This window comes from Actinopolymorpha sp. B9G3, assembly GCF_040120725.1.
Taxonomy (GTDB): Bacteria; Actinomycetota; Actinomycetes; order Propionibacteriales; family Actinopolymorphaceae; genus Thermasporomyces.
This window is the reverse complement of the sequence record NZ_JBEEAB010000002.1, coordinates 621745-639316: the sequence shown is the minus strand read 5'-3', so window position 1 is coordinate 639316 and position 17572 is coordinate 621745. Positions and strand designations below refer to the sequence as shown.

The 17572-nt window shown below is 70.3% G+C and carries 17 protein-coding genes and 1 pseudogene; 6 read left to right on the top strand and 12 right to left on the bottom strand.

Annotation, left to right across the window (positions count from 1 at the left end; translation table 11 throughout):
• The first annotated feature begins 44 nt into the window (after nt 1-44).
• Entirely contained in the window at nt 45-1043 is a 999-nt protein-coding gene (locus ABNF93_RS06010) for a TIGR03842 family LLM class F420-dependent oxidoreductase (protein ID WP_349326576.1), read from the top strand.
• Here ABNF93_RS06010 and ABNF93_RS06005 read toward each other — a convergent pair.
• The 9 genes from ABNF93_RS06005 to ABNF93_RS05965 all read right to left on the bottom strand — a co-directional run bounded on the left by ABNF93_RS06005 (nt 1021) and on the right by ABNF93_RS05965 (nt 8455).
• Entirely contained in the window at nt 1021-1671 is a 651-nt protein-coding gene (locus ABNF93_RS06005; protein ID WP_502877542.1) for an acVLRF1 family peptidyl-tRNA hydrolase, read from the bottom strand. The genes ABNF93_RS06010 and ABNF93_RS06005 overlap by 23 nt on opposite strands.
• 48 nt (nt 1672-1719) lie before the next feature.
• Nucleotides 1720-2040 (bottom strand): metal-sulfur cluster assembly factor, encoded by a 321-nt coding sequence (locus ABNF93_RS06000; RefSeq protein WP_349326573.1) that lies wholly within the window; start codon nt 2038-2040, stop codon nt 1720-1722.
• Nucleotides 2037-2576, bottom strand: a complete 540-nt coding sequence (sufU, locus tag ABNF93_RS05995; RefSeq protein WP_349326572.1) for a Fe-S cluster assembly sulfur transfer protein SufU — start codon at nt 2574-2576, stop codon at nt 2037-2039. Before sufU ends, ABNF93_RS06000 begins: the two co-directional genes overlap by 4 nt.
• Complete coding sequence (locus tag ABNF93_RS05990; RefSeq protein WP_349326570.1) at nt 2576-3910, bottom strand: cysteine desulfurase; 1335 nt, start codon at nt 3908-3910, stop codon at nt 2576-2578. Before ABNF93_RS05990 ends, sufU begins: the two co-directional genes overlap by 1 nt.
• The gene (gene sufC, locus ABNF93_RS05985; RefSeq protein ID WP_349326568.1) at nt 3907-4671 is read right to left on the bottom strand and encodes a Fe-S cluster assembly ATPase SufC; all 765 of its coding nucleotides are present in this window, start codon (nt 4669-4671) and stop codon (nt 3907-3909) included. Before sufC ends, ABNF93_RS05990 begins: the two co-directional genes overlap by 4 nt.
• A 47-nt stretch (nt 4672-4718) precedes the next feature.
• Entirely contained in the window at nt 4719-5054 is a 336-nt protein-coding gene (locus ABNF93_RS05980; protein WP_349326566.1) for a non-heme iron oxygenase ferredoxin subunit, read from the bottom strand.
• Nucleotides 5051-6259 carry a Fe-S cluster assembly protein SufD gene (gene sufD / locus ABNF93_RS05975; protein WP_349326564.1) on the bottom strand — a complete coding sequence of 403 codons (1209 nt, stop codon included), beginning with the start codon at nt 6257-6259 and terminating at the stop codon, nt 5051-5053. The genes ABNF93_RS05980 and sufD overlap by 4 nt, the downstream gene beginning before the upstream one ends.
• Nucleotides 6260-6347: 88 nt before the next feature.
• Entirely contained in the window at nt 6348-7760 is a 1413-nt protein-coding gene (gene sufB, locus ABNF93_RS05970; protein WP_349326563.1) for a Fe-S cluster assembly protein SufB, read from the bottom strand.
• The gene (locus ABNF93_RS05965) at nt 7757-8455 is read right to left on the bottom strand and encodes a helix-turn-helix transcriptional regulator (RefSeq protein WP_349326648.1); all 699 of its coding nucleotides are present in this window, start codon (nt 8453-8455) and stop codon (nt 7757-7759) included. The genes sufB and ABNF93_RS05965 overlap by 4 nt, the downstream gene beginning before the upstream one ends.
• A gap of 258 nt (nt 8456-8713) precedes the next feature.
• On the opposite strand from ABNF93_RS05965, the gene ABNF93_RS05960 reads away from it, so the two are divergent.
• From ABNF93_RS05960 to ABNF93_RS05945, 4 genes are all read left to right on the top strand, one after another.
• Nucleotides 8714-10858 carry an endo-1,4-beta-xylanase gene (locus ABNF93_RS05960; RefSeq protein WP_349326562.1) on the top strand — a complete coding sequence of 715 codons (2145 nt, stop codon included), beginning with the start codon at nt 8714-8716 and terminating at the stop codon, nt 10856-10858.
• A gap of 31 nt (nt 10859-10889) precedes the next feature.
• Entirely contained in the window at nt 10890-11825 is a 936-nt protein-coding gene (locus ABNF93_RS05955) for an ABC transporter ATP-binding protein (protein WP_349326560.1), read from the top strand.
• A complete protein-coding gene (locus tag ABNF93_RS05950; protein WP_349326558.1) occupies nt 11822-12652 on the top strand; it encodes an ABC transporter permease in 831 nt (276 codons plus the stop codon). The genes ABNF93_RS05955 and ABNF93_RS05950 overlap by 4 nt, the downstream gene beginning before the upstream one ends.
• 276 nt (nt 12653-12928) lie before the next feature.
• Nucleotides 12929-13861, top strand: coding sequence for a COX15/CtaA family protein (locus tag ABNF93_RS05945; protein ID WP_349326557.1), 933 nt, complete (start codon nt 12929-12931; stop codon nt 13859-13861).
• A 41-nt stretch (nt 13862-13902) separates the two neighbouring features.
• Here ABNF93_RS05945 and ABNF93_RS05940 read toward each other — a convergent pair whose 3' ends face one another.
• Nucleotides 13903-14484, bottom strand: coding sequence for a LysR substrate-binding domain-containing protein (locus tag ABNF93_RS05940; protein ID WP_349326555.1), 582 nt, complete (start codon nt 14482-14484; stop codon nt 13903-13905).
• A gap of 194 nt (nt 14485-14678) precedes the next feature.
• A pseudogene (locus ABNF93_RS05935) lies at nt 14679-14807 on the bottom strand (helix-turn-helix domain-containing protein); the annotation flags it as partial.
• 84 nt (nt 14808-14891) lie between these two features.
• On the opposite strand from ABNF93_RS05935, the gene ABNF93_RS05930 reads away from it, so the two are divergent.
• Nucleotides 14892-15848, top strand: coding sequence for a threonine ammonia-lyase (locus tag ABNF93_RS05930; RefSeq protein WP_349326554.1), 957 nt, complete (start codon nt 14892-14894; stop codon nt 15846-15848).
• On the opposite strand, the gene ABNF93_RS05925 is transcribed toward ABNF93_RS05930, so the two are convergent.
• Nucleotides 15825-17498 carry a DEAD/DEAH box helicase gene (locus tag ABNF93_RS05925; protein ID WP_349326553.1) on the bottom strand — a complete coding sequence of 558 codons (1674 nt, stop codon included), beginning with the start codon at nt 17496-17498 and terminating at the stop codon, nt 15825-15827. The genes ABNF93_RS05930 and ABNF93_RS05925 overlap by 24 nt on opposite strands.
• Nucleotides 17499-17572: the final 74 nt, after the last annotated feature.

Below are 17572 nucleotides of genomic sequence, written 5' to 3'. Positions count from 1 at the left end.
CCGCTCGCATCGTCGACAGCACACGCAGGAAACTTGGGGGACGCATGGAATTCGGGGTGGTCCTGCAGAACGATCCGCCGGCCCGTGACGTCGTCGACCGGATGCGGCTGGCGGAGGGCAACGGCTTCAGCTACGGCTGGACCTTCGACTCCCACGTGCTGTGGCAGGAGCCGTTCGTGATCTACTCCCAGATCCTCGCGGCCACGTCGCGCATGACGGTCGGTCCGATGGTCACCAACCCCGGGACGCGCGACTGGTCGGTGACCGCGTCGATGTTCGCGACACTCAACGAGATGCACGGTAACCGCACGATCTGCGGTATGGGGCGCGGTGACTCCGCCCACCGGGTGATCGGCCGGCGACCCGCCACCCTCGCCACCGTGCGCGAGTCCATGCACGTCATCAAGGAGCTCGCCGAAGGCCGGGAGGTTGTCCACCACGGCGTACTCCTGCGGATCCCGTGGGTACGCGAGGGAAGGCTGCCCATGTGGCTCGCTGGCTACGGCCCGAAGGCACTGCGCCTCGTCGGTGAGGTGGCCGACGGCTTCATCCTGCAGACGGCCGACCTCGACATCGCCCGCTGGACGATCGGGTCGGTGCGTCAAGCCGCACTTGACGGCGGCCGTGATCCGGGGGCGATCACCATGTGCGTGGCGGCTCCGGCCTACGTCGGCGCCGACCTGCCGCATCAGCGGGACCAGCTGCGGTGGTTCGGCGGGATGGTCGGCAACCACGTGGCCGATCTCGTCGCGCGTTACGGCACGGACGGCCCGATCCCCCGGGCGCTCACCGACTACATCGCCGGGCGGGAGGGCTACGACTACTCCCACCACGGCAAGGCCGGCCATCCGTCCACCGACTTCGTACCCGACGCGATCGTCGACCGGTTCTGCCTGGTCGGTCCGGAGTCGGCGCACGTGGACCGGCTCCGTGAGCTCGCCGAGATCGGGGTCGACCACTTCGCGCTGTACCTCATGCACGACGAACCCGAACGCACGCTCGAGGCGTACGGCCGCGACATCATCCCCAAGCTGCGGCGCTGAGCCGGATGTGGACGGCCCGGAACTCCTCAGGCGTACGCCGCAACACCGCCAGGCGCGGGTCGGGCACGTGCAGATGCGGCGGCACGACGAGCCGATGCAGCGCGGCCAGCCGGGTGTCGGCGAGGACCTGCTCGACCGCCCGCTTGTCACCACCGACGACGACCGCGTCAAGCTCGCCCGCTTCGGCACGGGGGACGACGACCCGGGCGACGACGTCCGCGGCCGCGCCGAACGCCTCCCTCGCCTGCTTCTCCCGCCGCCGCGCGAACCGCTGCTGTGACCAGCCACCGGCGGCGGACCGGCCCTGCACCAGGCGCGACCCGACCTTCGACGCCACAAGATGGCGACCCTCGAACACTCCTGCGGCGTACCCACCCATCCGGACGAGTACGACGCCGACCGTCCGGTCACGGCGGGCGTGCTCGACCAGACCGGCGTACGGCAAGGTCTCGTCGACCGAGAGCGGAGGGAACGGCACGCGACACTCAGCCCGCGCACCATCGGCCGCGGTGACCGCCACGGTTTCCGGAGTCGCGGCGTACGACGTCTCCCCGTGTCGGTCAGCGAAGCCGGCCAGCCAACGGTCGAGCCGTTCGGGCGCACACCGGATCTCCTTCACGCCCACCATCCTGGCAGCGGACGGACCGGACTGGGCGTGGTGGTGCGGAGATGCCGTTCAGACGTTGAAGCCGAGCGCGCGGAGCTGCTCGCGACCTTCGTCGGTGATCTTGTCCGGGCCCCACGGCGGCATCCAGACCCAGTTGATCCGGAACGCATCGACCACGCCGTCAAGCGCCACCTGCGTCTGGTCCTCGATCACGTCGGTGAGCGGACACGCCGCGGACGTCAGGGTCATGTCGATCGTCGCGACACCCGCGTCGTCCAGCGCAACGCCGTAGACGAGACCGAGGTCGACGACGTTGATGCCGAGCTCGGGGTCGACCACATCCTTCATCGCCTCGAGAACGTCGTCGTCAGACGTCTTCACTTCGGTCATCGCCCGGCTCCCCTCTCGTCGTCCGGCTGGGTGCCCAACTGCTCCGACGCTACCTGCTCGTGCGTGCCAACTGCATCACCAGCACCCATCGCCTGCAGAGTCGCGTCCTTCCACGCCATCCAGGCGAGGAGCGCACACTTGATCCGCGCGGGGTACTTCGACACACCGGCGAAGGCGACGCCGTCTTCGAGCACCTCCTCGTCCGGTTCGACCTGGCCCTTCGACTGCATGAGCGCGAGGAACTCGTCATGCACCCGCATCGCGTCGTCGACCCGGCGGCCTTGCACAAGGTCGTGGAGCACCGACGCGGCCGCTTGGCTGATCGAACACCCCATGCAGTCGTACGACACGTCCTCGACGACCGGTCCGTCTCCGTCGCCCTCGCCACTGGACAGGCGGACCCGGAGCGTCACCTCGTCACCGCACGTGGGGTTGACGTGGTAGACCTCGGCGTCGAAGGGATCCCGCAGGCCCTTGCCGTGCGGGCTTCGGTAGTGGTCCAGGATGATGTCCTGGTAGAGCGCCTCGACCTGCATCAGGTTCCCGTACCCCTGTCCACGCCAAGAGCACTGTCCACGCCCAGAGCACTGTCCACGCCGAAGAAGCGCTTGACCTCCTCGACGCCCTCGGCGAGCGCGTCGACGTCGGCCCGGGTGTTGTAGAGGTAGAACGTCGCTCGCGTGGTGGCCGGGATGCCGTAGCGGCGCACGATCGGCCAGGCGCAGTGGTGCCCGACCCGGACGGCGATGCCGAGGTCGTCGAGGACCTGGCCCACGTCGTGCGGGTGGATCCCGTCGACGACGAACGACACCGCTCCCCCACGCGCCTCCGCCGTCGGCGGCCCGATGATGCGTACGCCGGGGATGGCGGCCAACCGGTGCAGGGCGTACGCCGTAAGGTCGTGCTCATGCGCGGCGACGGCCTCCATGCCGACGGCATTCAGATAGTCGACCGCGGCGCCGAGCCCGATCGCCTGGGCGATGTTGGGCACCCCTGCCTCGAACTTCTGTGGCGGCGGAGCGAACGTCGTCATGTCCATGCGGACGACCTCGATCATCGACCCGCCGGTGAGGAACGGCGGCATCGCCTCGAGCAGCTCGCGGCGCCCCAGCAGCACCCCGATGCCGGTCGGGCCGAGCATCTTGTGGCCGGAGAAGGCGAGAAAGTCCACGCCGAGCCGGTGGAAGTCGACCGGCTGGTGCGGCACCGACTGCGCGGCGTCGACGACGACGAGCGCCCCGACGACATGGGCCCGGGCGGTGATGAGATCGAGCGGGTTGACCGTGCCGAGGACGTTGGACTGCTGGGTCAACGCCACCACCTTGGTGCGCGGCGTGATCATGGCCTCGACATCGGAGAGGTCGAGCCGGCCGTCGTCGGTGAGCCCGAACCACTTCAGCGTGGCCCCGGTGCGCTGGCACAACATCTGCCAGGGCACGAGGTTGCCGTGGTGCTCCATCTCGGTCACCACGATCTCGTCGCCGGGGCCGACCGAGAAGCGCTCCGCCGCAGGGCCCGCCGTCGCGGCATTGCTCATCGCATACGCCACGAGGTTGATGCCCTCGGTGGTGTTCTTGGTGAACACCACCTCACCTTCGTCAGCACCGACGAACGCGGCGATCCGCGCCCGGGCGGACTCGTAGAGGTCGGTCGCCTCCTCGGCCAGCCGGTGCGCGCCCCGGTGGACGGCGGCGTTGTGCTGCTCGTAGAAGTCGCGTTCGGCGTCGAGAACCTGGCGCGGCTTCTGCGAGGTCGCCCCGCTGTCGAGGTAGACGAGCCGACGACCGTTGGGCAGGACCCGGTCGAGGATCGCGAAGTCCTTCCGGATCCTCTGCGCGTCCAGCCGGTCTACTGCAGGGGTGGTCGTCACGTGGATGCGCCCGCCTTCGCGTAGCTCGCGTAGCCCTCGGCCTCGAGCTTCTCGGCCAGCTCGGGGCCACCTTCCTCGGCGACCCGGCCGTCGACGAAGACGTGCACGTGGTCCGGCGTGATGTAGCGCAGGATCCGGGTGTAGTGGGTGATGAGCAGGACGCCCTTGTCACCCTTGTCGCTGAACCGGTTGACGCCTTCCGACACGACCTTCAGGGCGTCGATGTCGAGCCCGGAGTCGGTCTCGTCGAGGATCGCGAACTTCGGGTCGAGCAGCTCCAGCTGGAGGATCTCGTTCCGCTTCTTCTCACCGCCGGAGAAGCCCTCGTTGACGTTGCGCTGGGCGAAGTCGGCCCCCATGCCCAGCCGATCCAGAGCGCCGTTGACGTCCTTCACCCAGTGCCGCAGTGCCGGCGCCTTGCCGTCGACCGCGGTCTTGGCCGTACGCAGGAAGTTGGAGACCGAGACTCCCGCCACCTCGACGGGGTACTGCATGGCGAGGAACAGCCCGGCCCGGGCGCGTTCGTCGACTGTCATCGTGAGGAGGTCGGTGCCGTCGAGCGTGACGCCGCCCTTGGTGATCTGGTACTTCGGGTGGCCGGCGATGGAGTACGCCAATGTCGACTTGCCCGAGCCGTTCGGGCCCATGATGGCGTGGGTCTCCCCCGACGTGACGGTCAGGTCGACCCCACGCAGAATCTCCTTCGGACCGGACTCGGTCTCGACGGACACGTGCAGGTCGCGGATCTCGAGGGTGCTCACGGGATATCAGGCTCCAGTTTCTCGTGCAGGTCAGTCGCTTGTGGGATTCATTCGGTCGCGGCGTTCAGGGGATGGCGTACGTCGACGAGCACGTCGTCGCCGTCGATCTTCACCGGATACACAGGCACCGGCTCGGTCGCGGGCAGGCCGGTCGGCTGCCCGCTGGCGAGGTCGAAGCGCGAGCCGTGCAGCCAGCACTCGATCTCGCCGTCGTCGACGTCGCCTTCGGAGAGTGCGACCTCCTCGTGCGAACACACGTCGTAGATCGCGTGGACGGCACCTTCACTGCGGACGATCGCGACGGGTACGCCGTCGATGACGGTCGGCACGACACCCAGGTCCGGTACCTCGGCCAACGCACAGGCCCGCTGGTAGTCGCTCATGCTCCCACCCCCGAGGACGCCGGTGGCAGGCCGACGCTGCGTTCCAGTTCGGCCTCGACGGCGGCGAGCAGCCGGTCCTCGAGCTCGGGAACGCCGATGTGGCGGACCAGGTCGGCGAAGAACCCGTGCACCACGAGCCGACGCGCCTCGTCGGAGGGGATCCCCCGCGACTGCAAATAGAACAGCTGCTCGTCGTCGAAACGACCTGTCGTGCTCGCGTGGCCCGCGCCCACGATCTCGCCGGTCTCGATCTCGAGGTTCGGCACCGAGTGTGCCCGGCAGCCGTCTGTCAACATCAGGTTGCGGTTGTTCTCGTAGGTCTGGATGCCCTCGGCCGCCTTGCGGATCAGCACATCGCCGATCCACACGGTGTTCGCCTTGCTGCCCTGCAACGCACCCTTGTACTCCACGTTGCTCTTGGTGTGCGGGTCGTTGTGGTCGACGAAGAGGCGGTGCTCGAGATGCTGGCCCGCGTCGGCGAAGTAGAGCCCGAGCATCTCGGCCTCACCACCCACGCCGGCGTACTCGACGTGGGTGTAGATCCGCACCAGGTCGCCGCCGAAGGTCACGTTGACGTGCCGGACCCTGGCGTCACGGCCGACCCGGACGGCCTGGTGTCCCGCGTGGACGGAGCCGTCCGCCCAGTCCTGCATCGAGACGACCGTGACCTGAGCGCCCTCTCCGATGCTGAACTCCACGTTGTCGGCGAAGGTCGCCGTACCCACGTGGTCCAGGACCACGACCGCCTCGGCGTACGCCTGGACGTCGACGAAGGTGTGGCCGTAGCTCGCGCCTTCGGCGTTCTCCCCGCGGACGGTCACGACGACCGGCTTCGACGGCCGTACCTCCGACGGGATCGTCACGACCGTGGCCTCGGTGAACGACGTCCAGGCCTGGGCGCTCACCCGGTCACCCGGGAGATAGACCCCACCCAGCCGGGCGTCGTCCCGGCCGACCGTCTCCACCCCGACCTCCGCGGGAGCGTCGACGTCCACGACGACCTTGCCACCGCTCGGCGCCGAGCCGTCGTGAAGGCCACGCAGGCGCTTCAGCGGGGTGAACCGCCACACCTCCTCGCGGCCGGTCGGCACCTCGTGGTCGGCGAGGTCGAACGAACCCGGCGGGTGCAGGTGCGAAGCCGGCTTGGCGGTTTCAGCACCGGTACCAGCGTCCGCGCTGCGGGGACGGGTCTTGATCTCGGGCATGTCGGAGTCGTTCTCGCCTTCTGTCGTTCGTGGTGTCCTGTGTGTTCTGCGTTCGTTCGGCGTGGGCCGCGCGGTGGCCCTGCCGGCGTCAGCCGACTGCGCCCTCCATCTGCAGCTCGATCAGCCGGTTCATCTCGAGGGCGTACTCCATCGGCAGCTCGCGCGCGATCGGCTCGACGAACCCGCGGACGATCATCGCCATCGCCTCGTCCTCGCCCAGCCCGCGGCTCATGAGGTAGAAGAGCTGGTCGTCGGTGACCTTCGACACCGTCGCCTCGTGCGCCATCTCCACGTCGTCCTCGCGGACGTCGACGTAGGGGTAGGTGTCGGACCGACTCACCGTGTCGATCAGCAGGGCGTCGCACTTCACCGTGCTCTTGGAGTGGTCGGCGCCTTCCTGCACCTCGACCAGGCCGCGGTAGGACGTGCGGCCGCCGCCACGCGCCACCGACTTGGAGATGATCGTGGACGAGGTGTGCGGTGCGAGGTGGTGCATCTTGGCGCCGGCGTCCTGGTGCTGCCCCTCACCGGCGAACGCGATCGAGAGCGTCTCGCCCTTGGCGTGCTCGCCCATGAGGTAGATCGCGGGGTACTTCATCGTGATCTTGGAGCCGATGTTGCCGTCGACCCACTCCATCGTCGCGCCCTCGGCCGCGGTGGCCCGCTTGGTGACGAGGTTGTAGACGTTGTTGGACCAGTTCTGGATCGTGGTGTACCGGCAGCGGGCGTTCTTCTTCACGATGATCTCGACGACCGCCGAGTGCAGTGAGTCGGTCGAGTAGATCGGCGCCGTGCAGCCCTCGACGTAGTGCACATAGGCACCCTCGTCGACGATGATCAGCGTCCGCTCGAACTGCCCCATGTTCTCGGTGTTGATCCGGAAGTACGCCTGCAACGGGATCTCGACGTGCACGCCCGGCGGTACGTAGATGAAGCTACCGCCACTCCACACCGCGGTGTTGAGGGCCGCGAACTTGTTGTCGCCCGGGGGGATCACCGTGCCGTAGTACTCCTGGAACAGCTCCGGGTGCTCGCGAAGCGCCGTGTCGGTGTCGAGGAAGATGACGCCCTGCTCCTCGAGGTCCTCACGGATCTTGTGGTAGACGACCTCCGACTCGTACTGCGCCGCGACGCCCGCGATCAAACGCTGCTTCTCGGCCTCGGGGATGCCGAGCTTGTCGTAGGTGTTCTTGATCTCCGCCGGCAGGTCGTCCCAGGTCGCGGCCTGCTTCTCGGTGGAGCGTACGAAGTACTTGATGTTCTCGAAGTCGATCGTCGACAGGTCGGCGCCCCACGTGGGCATCGGCTTGCGGTAGAAGAACTTCAGACCCCGCAGCCGCATGTCGAGCATCCACTCGGGCTCGTTCTTGAGCGCAGAGATCTCGCGGACGACGGCCTCGGACAGGCCCCGTTTGGCCGTGGCACCCGCGACGTCGGAGTCGGCCCAGCCGTACTTGTAGCGGCCCAGACCCTCGAGTTCTGGATGCGCGGTCGTGGTCATGAAGAATTCCTCCCAGTCCGGTCGAGCCGGGTCGTGGGTTGGCTTCGGTCCTGCTCCGTCCGGGGTTCTGCGGCCCGGAGTTCGTGCGTGCGGTGTTCCTGCGGTTGGTGGGGCACGTGCGTCGTGCACACGCCGTCACCGTGGGCGATGGTCGCGAGGCGCTGAACGTGTCGCCCGAGGAGCCGGGAGAACGCTTCGGTCTCGGCCTCGCACAGTTGTGGGAACTGCTCGGCCACGTGGGCGACCGGGCAGTGGTGCTGGCACAGCTGCTCGCCCAGCCGGGCCGGCTCGACCGAGGCAGCGTACCCATCCTCGGACAGCGCCTCGGCCAGCGCGGATGTTCCCTCCGCGCCCGGCGAGGACGCCGCGACGGAGCGGTACCGCTCCTCCAGCCGGCCGACCATGCGGCGCGCGAACTCCTCGACGGCGTGCTCCCCGCCGGTCTCCCTGATGTAGCGGAGCGCGCTCACCGCGAGATCGTCGTACGCCTGGTAGAACGCACCACGGCCCGCGTCGGTCAACGCGAACACCTTCGCCGGCCGGCCACGCCCCCGGTGTCCGTAGACGCGCTGCTGCCGCCCCACGACGACACCCTCGGCCAGCATGGCGTCGAGATGGCGCCGGATGGCCGCCGGTGTGACGCCGAGCCGCTCGGCGAGGGCGGCGGCCGTCTGTGGCCCGGACTCGAGGATCACCCGCGCGACACGTTCCCGGGTCGACCCGTGCTGGTGGGCCGATTCGGGCGTGACGTCCCGCTGCGTGTCTGTGGGCGTGGAATGCCCACCGGACACACCATGTCCCGCTGCCGCGGGAGCCGCGACAGGCGGCCGGGCGTTTTTCACAACTTCATTGTGCTGTTATTCGGCGGCGCCGGCTAGTGAGGCGCACCTAAGTCGCCGGCGTGGGTCGCATGCGGGCAGGTGCGACCTTCGTCACATCCGTTCCCTTCTGTCGTGGCATCGAACCGCCAGGAAACGTACGCGTGTCGGCCGGAGGCGACCGTCGGACGATGGTGGAGGCTGGTCCGCGTGTGGGCTCCGATGCGTACGTCCGGGCGGTGGGCGCTCCTCGGCGCCGTCGCGGTCTTGTGCGCCAGTGCTCTCGTCCCCCTCGCCCCGCCGGTACGCGCCGGAGCCGCAGCGCCGCAGACAGGCACGGCAGGCACGGCAGGCACGGCGCCACAGGCTGACATGTCAGCCGCCCCCCGCGACGTGCTCGGCCCCGATCCACTTCGCGCCCTCGCCGACTCCGCGAGGACCGGCGACATCCGTCGGCCCCGGATCGTTCCCGTCCGACCGGGCACGATCCCCGACGGACCGGGACTGAAGCGGGCACTCCAGCTCACCGTCGCCTCACCGCCCACCAGCCCGTACGCCGACGGCGAACGGGAGATCCGGATGGCGGCCCGCACCGCCATACCGTTGCGGGACGGCCACGCCGTCGTGGTGCGGTTCTGGGGCCGGTCGCTGCGGCAGGCCGACGCCCACGCCCGGTTCAACGTCGAGCAGGCCGGCGGCGACCACCGCAAGTCGGTGTCGGTCGCGCTCGAGTTCGGACCTGAGTGGCGGGAGTACGAGTACCCCTTCCGGGTCGCGGGCAGCTACCCGGCGGGTGGTGCCCAGGCGTCGTTCTGGCTGGGTCACGGGCCGCAGACGCTGCAGATCGCGGGCTTCTCGCTCCGCGACCTCGGCCCGGGCGACCCGCCGGGGTTCCCGTCCTCGACCTACGAGGGGCGGGGCGAGGACGCCACCTGGCGCGCAGAGGCACGGGCCCGCATCGACGCCTACCGCAAGGGCAACCTCGAGGTCCGCGTGCGCGACGCGGCCGGCCGGCCGGTACGCGGGGCCGAGGTGGAGGTGGCCATGCGTGCGCATGCGTTCAGGTTCGGTACGGCCGTCGACGCCGCAACCCTCGGCTCCCACGCCCAGTACCAACAGGTGCTGCGGTCCACGTTCAACCACGGCACGCTTGGCAACGACCTCAAATGGTCGGCGTGGGAGAACACCCGACATCGCCGGCAGGCCACCCTGCCCGCCCTCGACTGGATGCGTACGGCGGGAATGACCACCACCGGGCACGCCCTGCTGTGGCCGGGCTGGCGGCGGATGCCCGAGGACGTCCGGAAGCTGAGGGACCGACCGGCGCTCCTGCGGGAACGGGTCAACAGGCACATCGGCGACGAGGTGGGCGCCCTGCGCGGCACGATCGACGTCTGGGATGTCGTGAACGAGCCGTACGCCATGCACGACCTGCAGGACGTCCTCGGACCGGACGAGGTGGCGTCGTGGTTCCGGCTGGCTGACCGGGCCGACCCCTCCGCGCGGCTGTTCGTCAACGACTACGACATTCTGGACGACCACGGCTGGAACCGCCGCCACCAGGACTATCTCTTCACGCTCGTCGAGAAGCTTCGGGACGAGGACGCACCCGTCGAGGGCGTCGGATTCCAGGCCCACTTCGCCACACCACAGCTGACCCCACCCGCCGATCTCGTCCCCATCCTCGACCGGTACGCCCGCCTCGGCGTTCCACTGGAGGTCAGCGAGTTCGACGTGACGACCACCGACGAGGCACTCCAGGCGGACTACACCCGCGACTTCCTCACCGTGGCGTTCAGCCATCCGGCCGTCACCCGGATCACCACGTGGGGGTTCTGGGAGCCGATCCACTGGAGTCCGTCGGCGGCGATGTACCGGGCAGACTTCACGCCCAAGCCGAACGCGGCCGCGTGGCGGAACCTCATCTACCACGACTGGTGGACCCGGGCTGGCGGTCGTACGAACGGCGGTGGCGCGTACACGACCCGGGGCTTTCTCGGCGACTACGACGTCAGCGTCAAGGTCGGCCAGGCGGTCGAGCGCCGCCGGGTGTCGATGCCGAACCGGGCCGGGACGTTGGTGACCGTCCTGGTCGACCCGCCGGCGACGTCGCCTCCAGACACCCGTGAGACCTCCGGTGGCGGCTGGTGGCCGTGGCCCGACGTCAGGTCGGCCGGGAGCGTCCGGGCAGCCCTCCTGCTCGCACCGGCGGTCGCCTTGGCCGTGGCGGTCGCGGCCATGGCGTACGCCCGGAAGCACGGCAGGAGGCGGGTCACGTGACGCGAGGGGACCGCCTCTTAGACTCGCCTTCGTGGGTGAGCTCGTCGTCGAGGTCGAGGACCTCGTGGTGCGGTACGGGCGGGGAAGCGGCGCCGTCACCGCTGTCGACGGGCTGAGCCTCACGGTCGGCCAGGCCACCGTGACGGCGATTCTCGGGCCCAACGGCGCCGGCAAGACGACGACGATCGAGACCTGCGAGGGCTACCGGAGACCGAGCGGCGGACGGGTTCGCGTGCTCGGCCTCGATCCGGTGCGCGACCGGCGACAGCTTGTGCCCCGGCTCGGCGTCATGCTCCAGGACGGCGGCGCCTGGTCCGGCGTACGCGCCGTGGAGATGCTGCGGCATATCGCCCGTTTGCACGCCCATCCGCTCGATGTGGACATGCTGGTACGCCGGCTCGACCTGGGCTCCTGCGGCGCCACCACCTACCGCCGGCTCTCCGGCGGCGAACGCCAACGCCTCGCCCTCGCGATGGCGATCGTCGGGCGGCCGGAACTCGTGTTCCTCGACGAACCCACGGCGGGCCTCGACCCGCTGGCCAGGCGTACGACCTGGGAGCTCATCGAGGACCTCCGCACCGACGGGGTGGCGGTGGTGTTGACCACCCACCACATGGACGAGGCCGAACGACTTGCCGACCAGGTCCACGTCATCGACCACGGAACCGTGATCGCGTCCGGGTCCCCTGCCGAGCTCACCTCGCGGGGAGCGGCGAACACGCTGCGGTTCCGCGGTCCCGCAGGGCTCGACGTGCGCTCGCTGCGCGCGGCACTGCCCGAAGGCTGCGAGGTACGCGAACCCCTGCCCGGTAGCTACGTGATCCAGGGGACGGTCGACCCGCACCTGCTGGCGACGGTGACGGCGTGGTGTGCCTCCAACGGCGTACTCCCTGACGACCTCGCCGTCGAGCGGCACAGCCTCGAGGACGTGTTCCTCGAGCTCACCGGGCGGGAGCTGCACCGGTGACCCCGCGGTCCGCGGCGTCGGAGCCCGGGACGTCGGCGGCGGGACGGACGTTCGCGCCCGCGCCGGGCCGCGCGCCCTGGCCCCGGATGGTCCTCGCGCAGGGCCTGATGGAGGCGCGCCTGCTGCTCCGCAACGGCGAACAACTGGTGCTCGCGCTCGTCATTCCGCTGCTGCTGCTGGTGATCGGCGCGCTCGCGCCCGGGCTCGACCTCGGATCGGCGGCCGGCGGCGCGCGACGGATCGACCTCCTGGTGCCCGGCGTGATCGCGCTCGCCGTCATGTCGACGGCCTTCACCAGCGTGGCCATCGCGACCGCGTTCGAACGCAGGTACGGCGTCCTCAAGCGGCTCGGCACGTCACCGCTGTCACGGACCGGGCTGCTGGCCGGCAAGCTGCTGGCGGTCGTCCTGGTCGAGATGCTGCAACTCGTCCTGGTGGTGGGCGCCGGCTGGTTGCTGGGTTGGCGACCCGGCGTGGGTGTAGGCGGTGCCGCGGCGGCGTTGGTGCTGCTGGTGGTGGGGACCTGCGCGTTTTCCTCGCTCGGCCTGTTGATGGCGGGGACCGTCCGTGCGGAGGCGACCCTCGCGGCGGCCAACCTCGTCTACATCCTCCTGCTCGTGGGTGGAGCGACCCTGGTGCCTGTGGAGGCGTACCCCGTGCTCCTGCAGCCGGTGATCGGCTGGCTGCCATCTGGGGCGCTCGCGGAGGGACTGCGTCATGCGTTCTCCAGTCCCTCCTGGGGCGGTGTGGGCGGGTTCGTGGGCGTCCTCCTCGGCTGGGCAGTCCTGGGCGGGATCGCCACGGCCCGCACCTTCCGCTGGGAGTAGTCGCCCGCCCTCTCGTCACGACTTCCATCGGGGCGCGCACCCCCATGCTCCTTGGCGTGGCCGCACTCCCATTTCCCCTTGGCGTGGCGCCCTCCCACTTCTCCTTGGCGCGTGGCGCCCTCCCCTGATCATGAAGACTTTTCGGCGTATACACGACTTTCGTTCAGGCCACTATCATGATCACGGGAAGAACGGGTTGGTGTGGAGGTGGACCCCCGCAGGGGCGCCGGACACCCGAGGGGGGCGCGGGTGGCGGTGGTACCTACGCTTTACCGCGTGTCACTCCCCCGCCCCACCGCGGCACTGATGCGCAGGCTCGCCGTGGCCGCCCTCGTCGCCAATGTCGGGATCGTCGTCACCGGTGGCGCGGTCCGGCTCACCGGGTCCGGCCTCGGCTGCCCGACCTGGCCGCGGTGCAGCGCGGAGTCGCTCACCGCCCATCCCGAGCTGGGTATTCACGGCACGATCGAGTTCGGCAACCGGCTGCTCACCTTCGCGGTCGCGATCGCCGTCGGCCTGGCGTGGCTCGCCGCCCTGCGCCTCCGGCCGCGCCGGCCCGACCTCGTACGGCTGTCCACCGTTCTCCTGCTCGGCGTGCCCTTCCAGGCCGTGATGGGCGGCGTCACCGTCCTCACCGAGCTCAATCCGTGGGTCGTGTCCGCGCACTTCATGGTGTCGCCGGCCCTCATCGCGGTCGCCGTGGTGCTCGTCCGACGTACCCGGGAGGGTGGCGGCGCTCCCGTGCCGACCGTCCCGTCCGCCGTCCGCCGGCTGGCGCAGGTGGCGCTCGCGGCCACGTTCGCCGTGATGTACGCGGGCACCGTCGTCACCGGGAGCGGCCCCCACGCCGGTGACGATCGCGCTCCGCGCAACGGTCTCGACTCCGCGATGCTCAGCCAACTCCACGCCGATCTGGTGTTCCTACTCGTCGGACTCACTGTCGGCCTCCTGCTGGCCCTCCACGCGACCGGCGCACCCGCGCGGGCCCGCCGGGCGGCCACGTGGCTGCTAGCCGTCGAGCTGGCCCAGGGAGGGGTGGGCTTCGTGCAGTACGCCACCGACCTGCCGGTCGTGCTCGTTGGCCTCCACCTGCTCGGCGCGGCGGTGACCGTGGCGATGGCGGCCTGGGTGGTCGTCGGTACGCAGGAACGCGCCGACGACCCAACGGGTTCGGCGGACGAGGACCAGGCCCGGCTCGCGACCGTCTGAGGGCTTCCGCCGCTCGAGGCCGGCTGACCCTGACGCTTCGCTCAGAACGCCGGGGCGAAATCCCGGCATACCTCCTGGAGCGCGGAGACCAGCGCGGCCGCCGCGGGTGGGTCGGGTGGATGCCCGTACGTCGCGGCGGCGACATGGCGCACCGAGCCGTGCAACCGATCGATCCGTACGCCTGGATGCCGGGATGCGGTGAGCGCCAGGGCTGGGAGGGTCGTCACTCCCACGCCCGCGGCCACGAGGGCCTGCACAGCAACGTAGTCGTCGGTCGTGTAGGCGATCCGCGGGGCGAACCCGGCCTCGCCGCAGCGCCGCACGAGGTCGGCACGGCAGCGTTCGCACCCCGCGACCCACGACTCGTCGGCGAAGGTGGCGACGTCGGTCCGCGGGCCGTCGCTGCGGCTGCCCTTCCTGGTGACGACGTAGATGGCCTCGTCGAGCAGGTGCGCCAGCCGGAGGTCGCTGTCGCTGCCCTCGTCGGGATCGTCGCCGTGCCGGAACACCAGAGCCACGTCGACCTCGCCGGACCGCAGCATCGCGAGACCTTCCGGTGGCTCCGCCTCGGCCAGGGAGAGCTCGACGCCCGGTGCCACTTCCTCGAGCCGACGTACCGCCACGGGGACCACGGTGCCGAGGGCCGAGGGAAACGCGGCCAGCCGAACCCGCCCCCGCCGCAACCCACATGCGCGGCCAGCTCCGCCTCCGCCGCGTCGAGCCGCCCCAGGATCTCCTCCGCCCGGGCCGCGAGCATCCGGCCGGCTTCGGTGAGCCGGATCCCGCGTCCGGCCCGCTGCACCAGGCGGGCGCCGGTCTCCGCCTCCAACCGGGCAAGGTGATGACTCACCGAGGGTTGGGCGTAGTGCAGCTCACGCGCCGCGGCGGTGACCGAGCCGTGCTTGGCGACCGCGGCGAGGACCCGGAGCCGGGCGACGTCGAGCATGCAGTGCATCGTATCGATGCGATCTATGGAACATCGAGACAAGTGGCATTGGACGAATACGAAACGGTGCCGGAGCCTGGAGCCATGCGCCTACCTTGCTTCACCGACGTCCTCCGCGCCGGTCAGACGCTCCGGCCGCACCTGCCGCCCACACCGGCCTGGTCCTATCCCGCCCTGGACGCGGCGTGCGGGGCTCATGTGGTGGTCAAGCACGAGAACGTCCAGCCCACCGGTGCGTTCAAGGTCCGCGGCGGGCTGACACTGCTCGCCACCATGCCGGCCGCCGAGCGCGACCGTGGTGTGGTGACCTACTCGACCGGCAACCATGCCCAGTCGATCGCCTACGCGGCCCGGGAGTTCCGCGCGCCCTGCACGGTCGTCATGCCCGAAGGGGCGAACGAGTCCAAGCACCGAGCGGTCGAGGCGTTGGGCGCCACCGTAGTGCTGCGTGGCACGACGCTCGAGGAGTCCGCGACCGCCGCCACGCTGCTCGCCAGCCGGTGTGGTGCTCGGTTCGTCAGCCCTGCCGACGAACCCGCGCTGATCGCCGGCGTCGGTACGGCCTACCTCGAACTGCTCACGGCGGCACCTGATCTCGACGTCATCGTCGTACCGGTGGGAGGTGGGAGCAACGCCGCCGCGGCCAGCCTGGTGGTGCGTACCCTCGCGCCGCACATCGAGGTGATCGGAGTCCAGTCCGACGCCGCGCCGGCCGCGCACGACTCCTGGCATGCGGGGCACCTGGTCGAGCGCCCCAACCGTACGGAGGTCGAAGGGCTGTCGACCGGCCGCGGCTTCGCGCTGACGCAGCAACTGATGCGGGACGGTCTCGCCGGCTTCGTCCTCGTCAGCGACAACGACATCCGTGCCGCCCAGCGGTTGTTACTCAGCCACGCCCACACCCTCGCCGAGGGTGCGGGCGCGGCCGGGCTGGCGGTCGTTCTGGGCGATCCGCCGAGGTTCGCCGGGCGTCAGGTCGGCATCGCGTGTACCGGCGCGAACGCCTCGCTCGACCAGCTACGAAGCCTGCTGGCCGCGTGAGACCTGGCCCTTGGGGCGTCCGCGGCGAAAACCGTCCGCGGTCTGGTGGTCGTGCGGACGCCAGGAGTTCTTGGATGAGCTCCGCCGGTTGCCGCTCGGGCGCCCCCGCCCGTTGGTGGGGCGACCGCTGCGGGCTGGCCGGCCGGAGGCGGTCGCCTGCGGTCGTACGACGATCGGCGTGCCGGAGGTGGCGACGTCACGCACCGCGGTGTGACCGGGCTCGACGTCGACTGCCGTCGCACTCACCTTGGCCTGCTTGTGCATCCGGTCGACCTCACGCCGCTGGTCGTGGTGGACGAGCGACACGACCGTCCCGGTGGCACCGGCCCGCGCCGTCCGCCCTGAGCGGTGGAGGTAGTCCTTGTGGTCGGCCGACGGGTCGAAGTGCACCACGAGGTCCACGTCGTCGACGTGGATGCCCCGGGCTGCGACGTCGGTCGCGATGAGCACCCTGGGCGAGCCCGCCGAGAACCCGGCCAACGCCTTGCGCCTGGCACCCTGCTTGAGGTTGCCGTGGATGGCGACGGACTCGACGCCGGACTGGCGCAACTGGCGGACCAGGCGGTCGGCGCCATGCTTGGTGCGTACGAAGAAGAGCGAACGCCCGGGTCGGGACGCGATCTCGGCCGCGACCTCGACCTTGTCCTCTGGGCGCAGGGTGAAGACCCGGTGCTCCACCGACTCGATCGGTGCGGCTGCCGCGGCGACGGCATGGAATGCCGGGTCACTGAGGTACCGGCCGACCAACCGGCTCACGCCGCGGTCGAGGGTCGCCGAGAACAGCATCCGCTGCCCGCCGGCCGGCGTCAGGTCGAGGATGCGGGTCACCGCCGGGAGGAATCCGAGGTCGGCCATGTAGTCGGCCTCGTCCAGAACGCTGATCCTGACGTCGCTGAGACGGCATTCGCCCTGCTCGATCAGGTCGATGAGACGACCCGGCGTGGCGACCACGATGTCGACACCATCACGGAGGGCGAAGACCTGACGGCGCATCGAGGAACCGCCGTAGACCGTCGTCAGCTCGATGCCGAGCCGCCGGCCCAACGGCGCGAGTGCGTCCGCGACCTGCTGGGCCAGCTCACGGGTGGGGACGAGGACGAGTCCGCGAGGGTTGCCGGGCGTCCGCTCCCGCACTGTTTCGGCGAGCGCGGCGAGCATCGGCAGCCCGAACGCCAGTGTCTTGCCCGAGCCGGTCTGCGCCCGGCCGAGCACATCTCGTCCTGCGAGCGCGTCGGGCAGGGTCCTCGCCTGGATCGGGAAGGGCCGGCGGATGCCGCGGCGGCTGAGCGCTTCGGCCAGTCGCTCGGGCAGGTCGGTGTCGGAGAAGCTCTCCGGGAGATCGGCCGGCTCGACCTGCGCGGCCGCGTCGAGGGCGGCGTCGAGCTCCCGCTCACGGGCCCGATCGGCGTCGGCCGGGCGAGGCTGGGTCGCGGGTCGTGCGGACTGACGTCGGGCGAACCGGCCACGGTCGTTGGACCTTCCGCCACGGCGCTCACCAGACGACTGGTTGCCATACGTACGACGACCGCCCTGGGAACCGGAGTTCGCGGAGCGGGCGGAGTTCGGGTTGTCGCGGCGCTGGCCCTTGCCGGACCGCGAGGACGAGCTGGTTCGGGCACGGGGCGTGGACGTGTTAGGGCTTTGTGGCATGAAGAAGGAATGCTCCGTCGTGTTGGACAAGCGGCCGCGACTTCCGGTCGAAGGCTCGCACGACATCCGGCGAC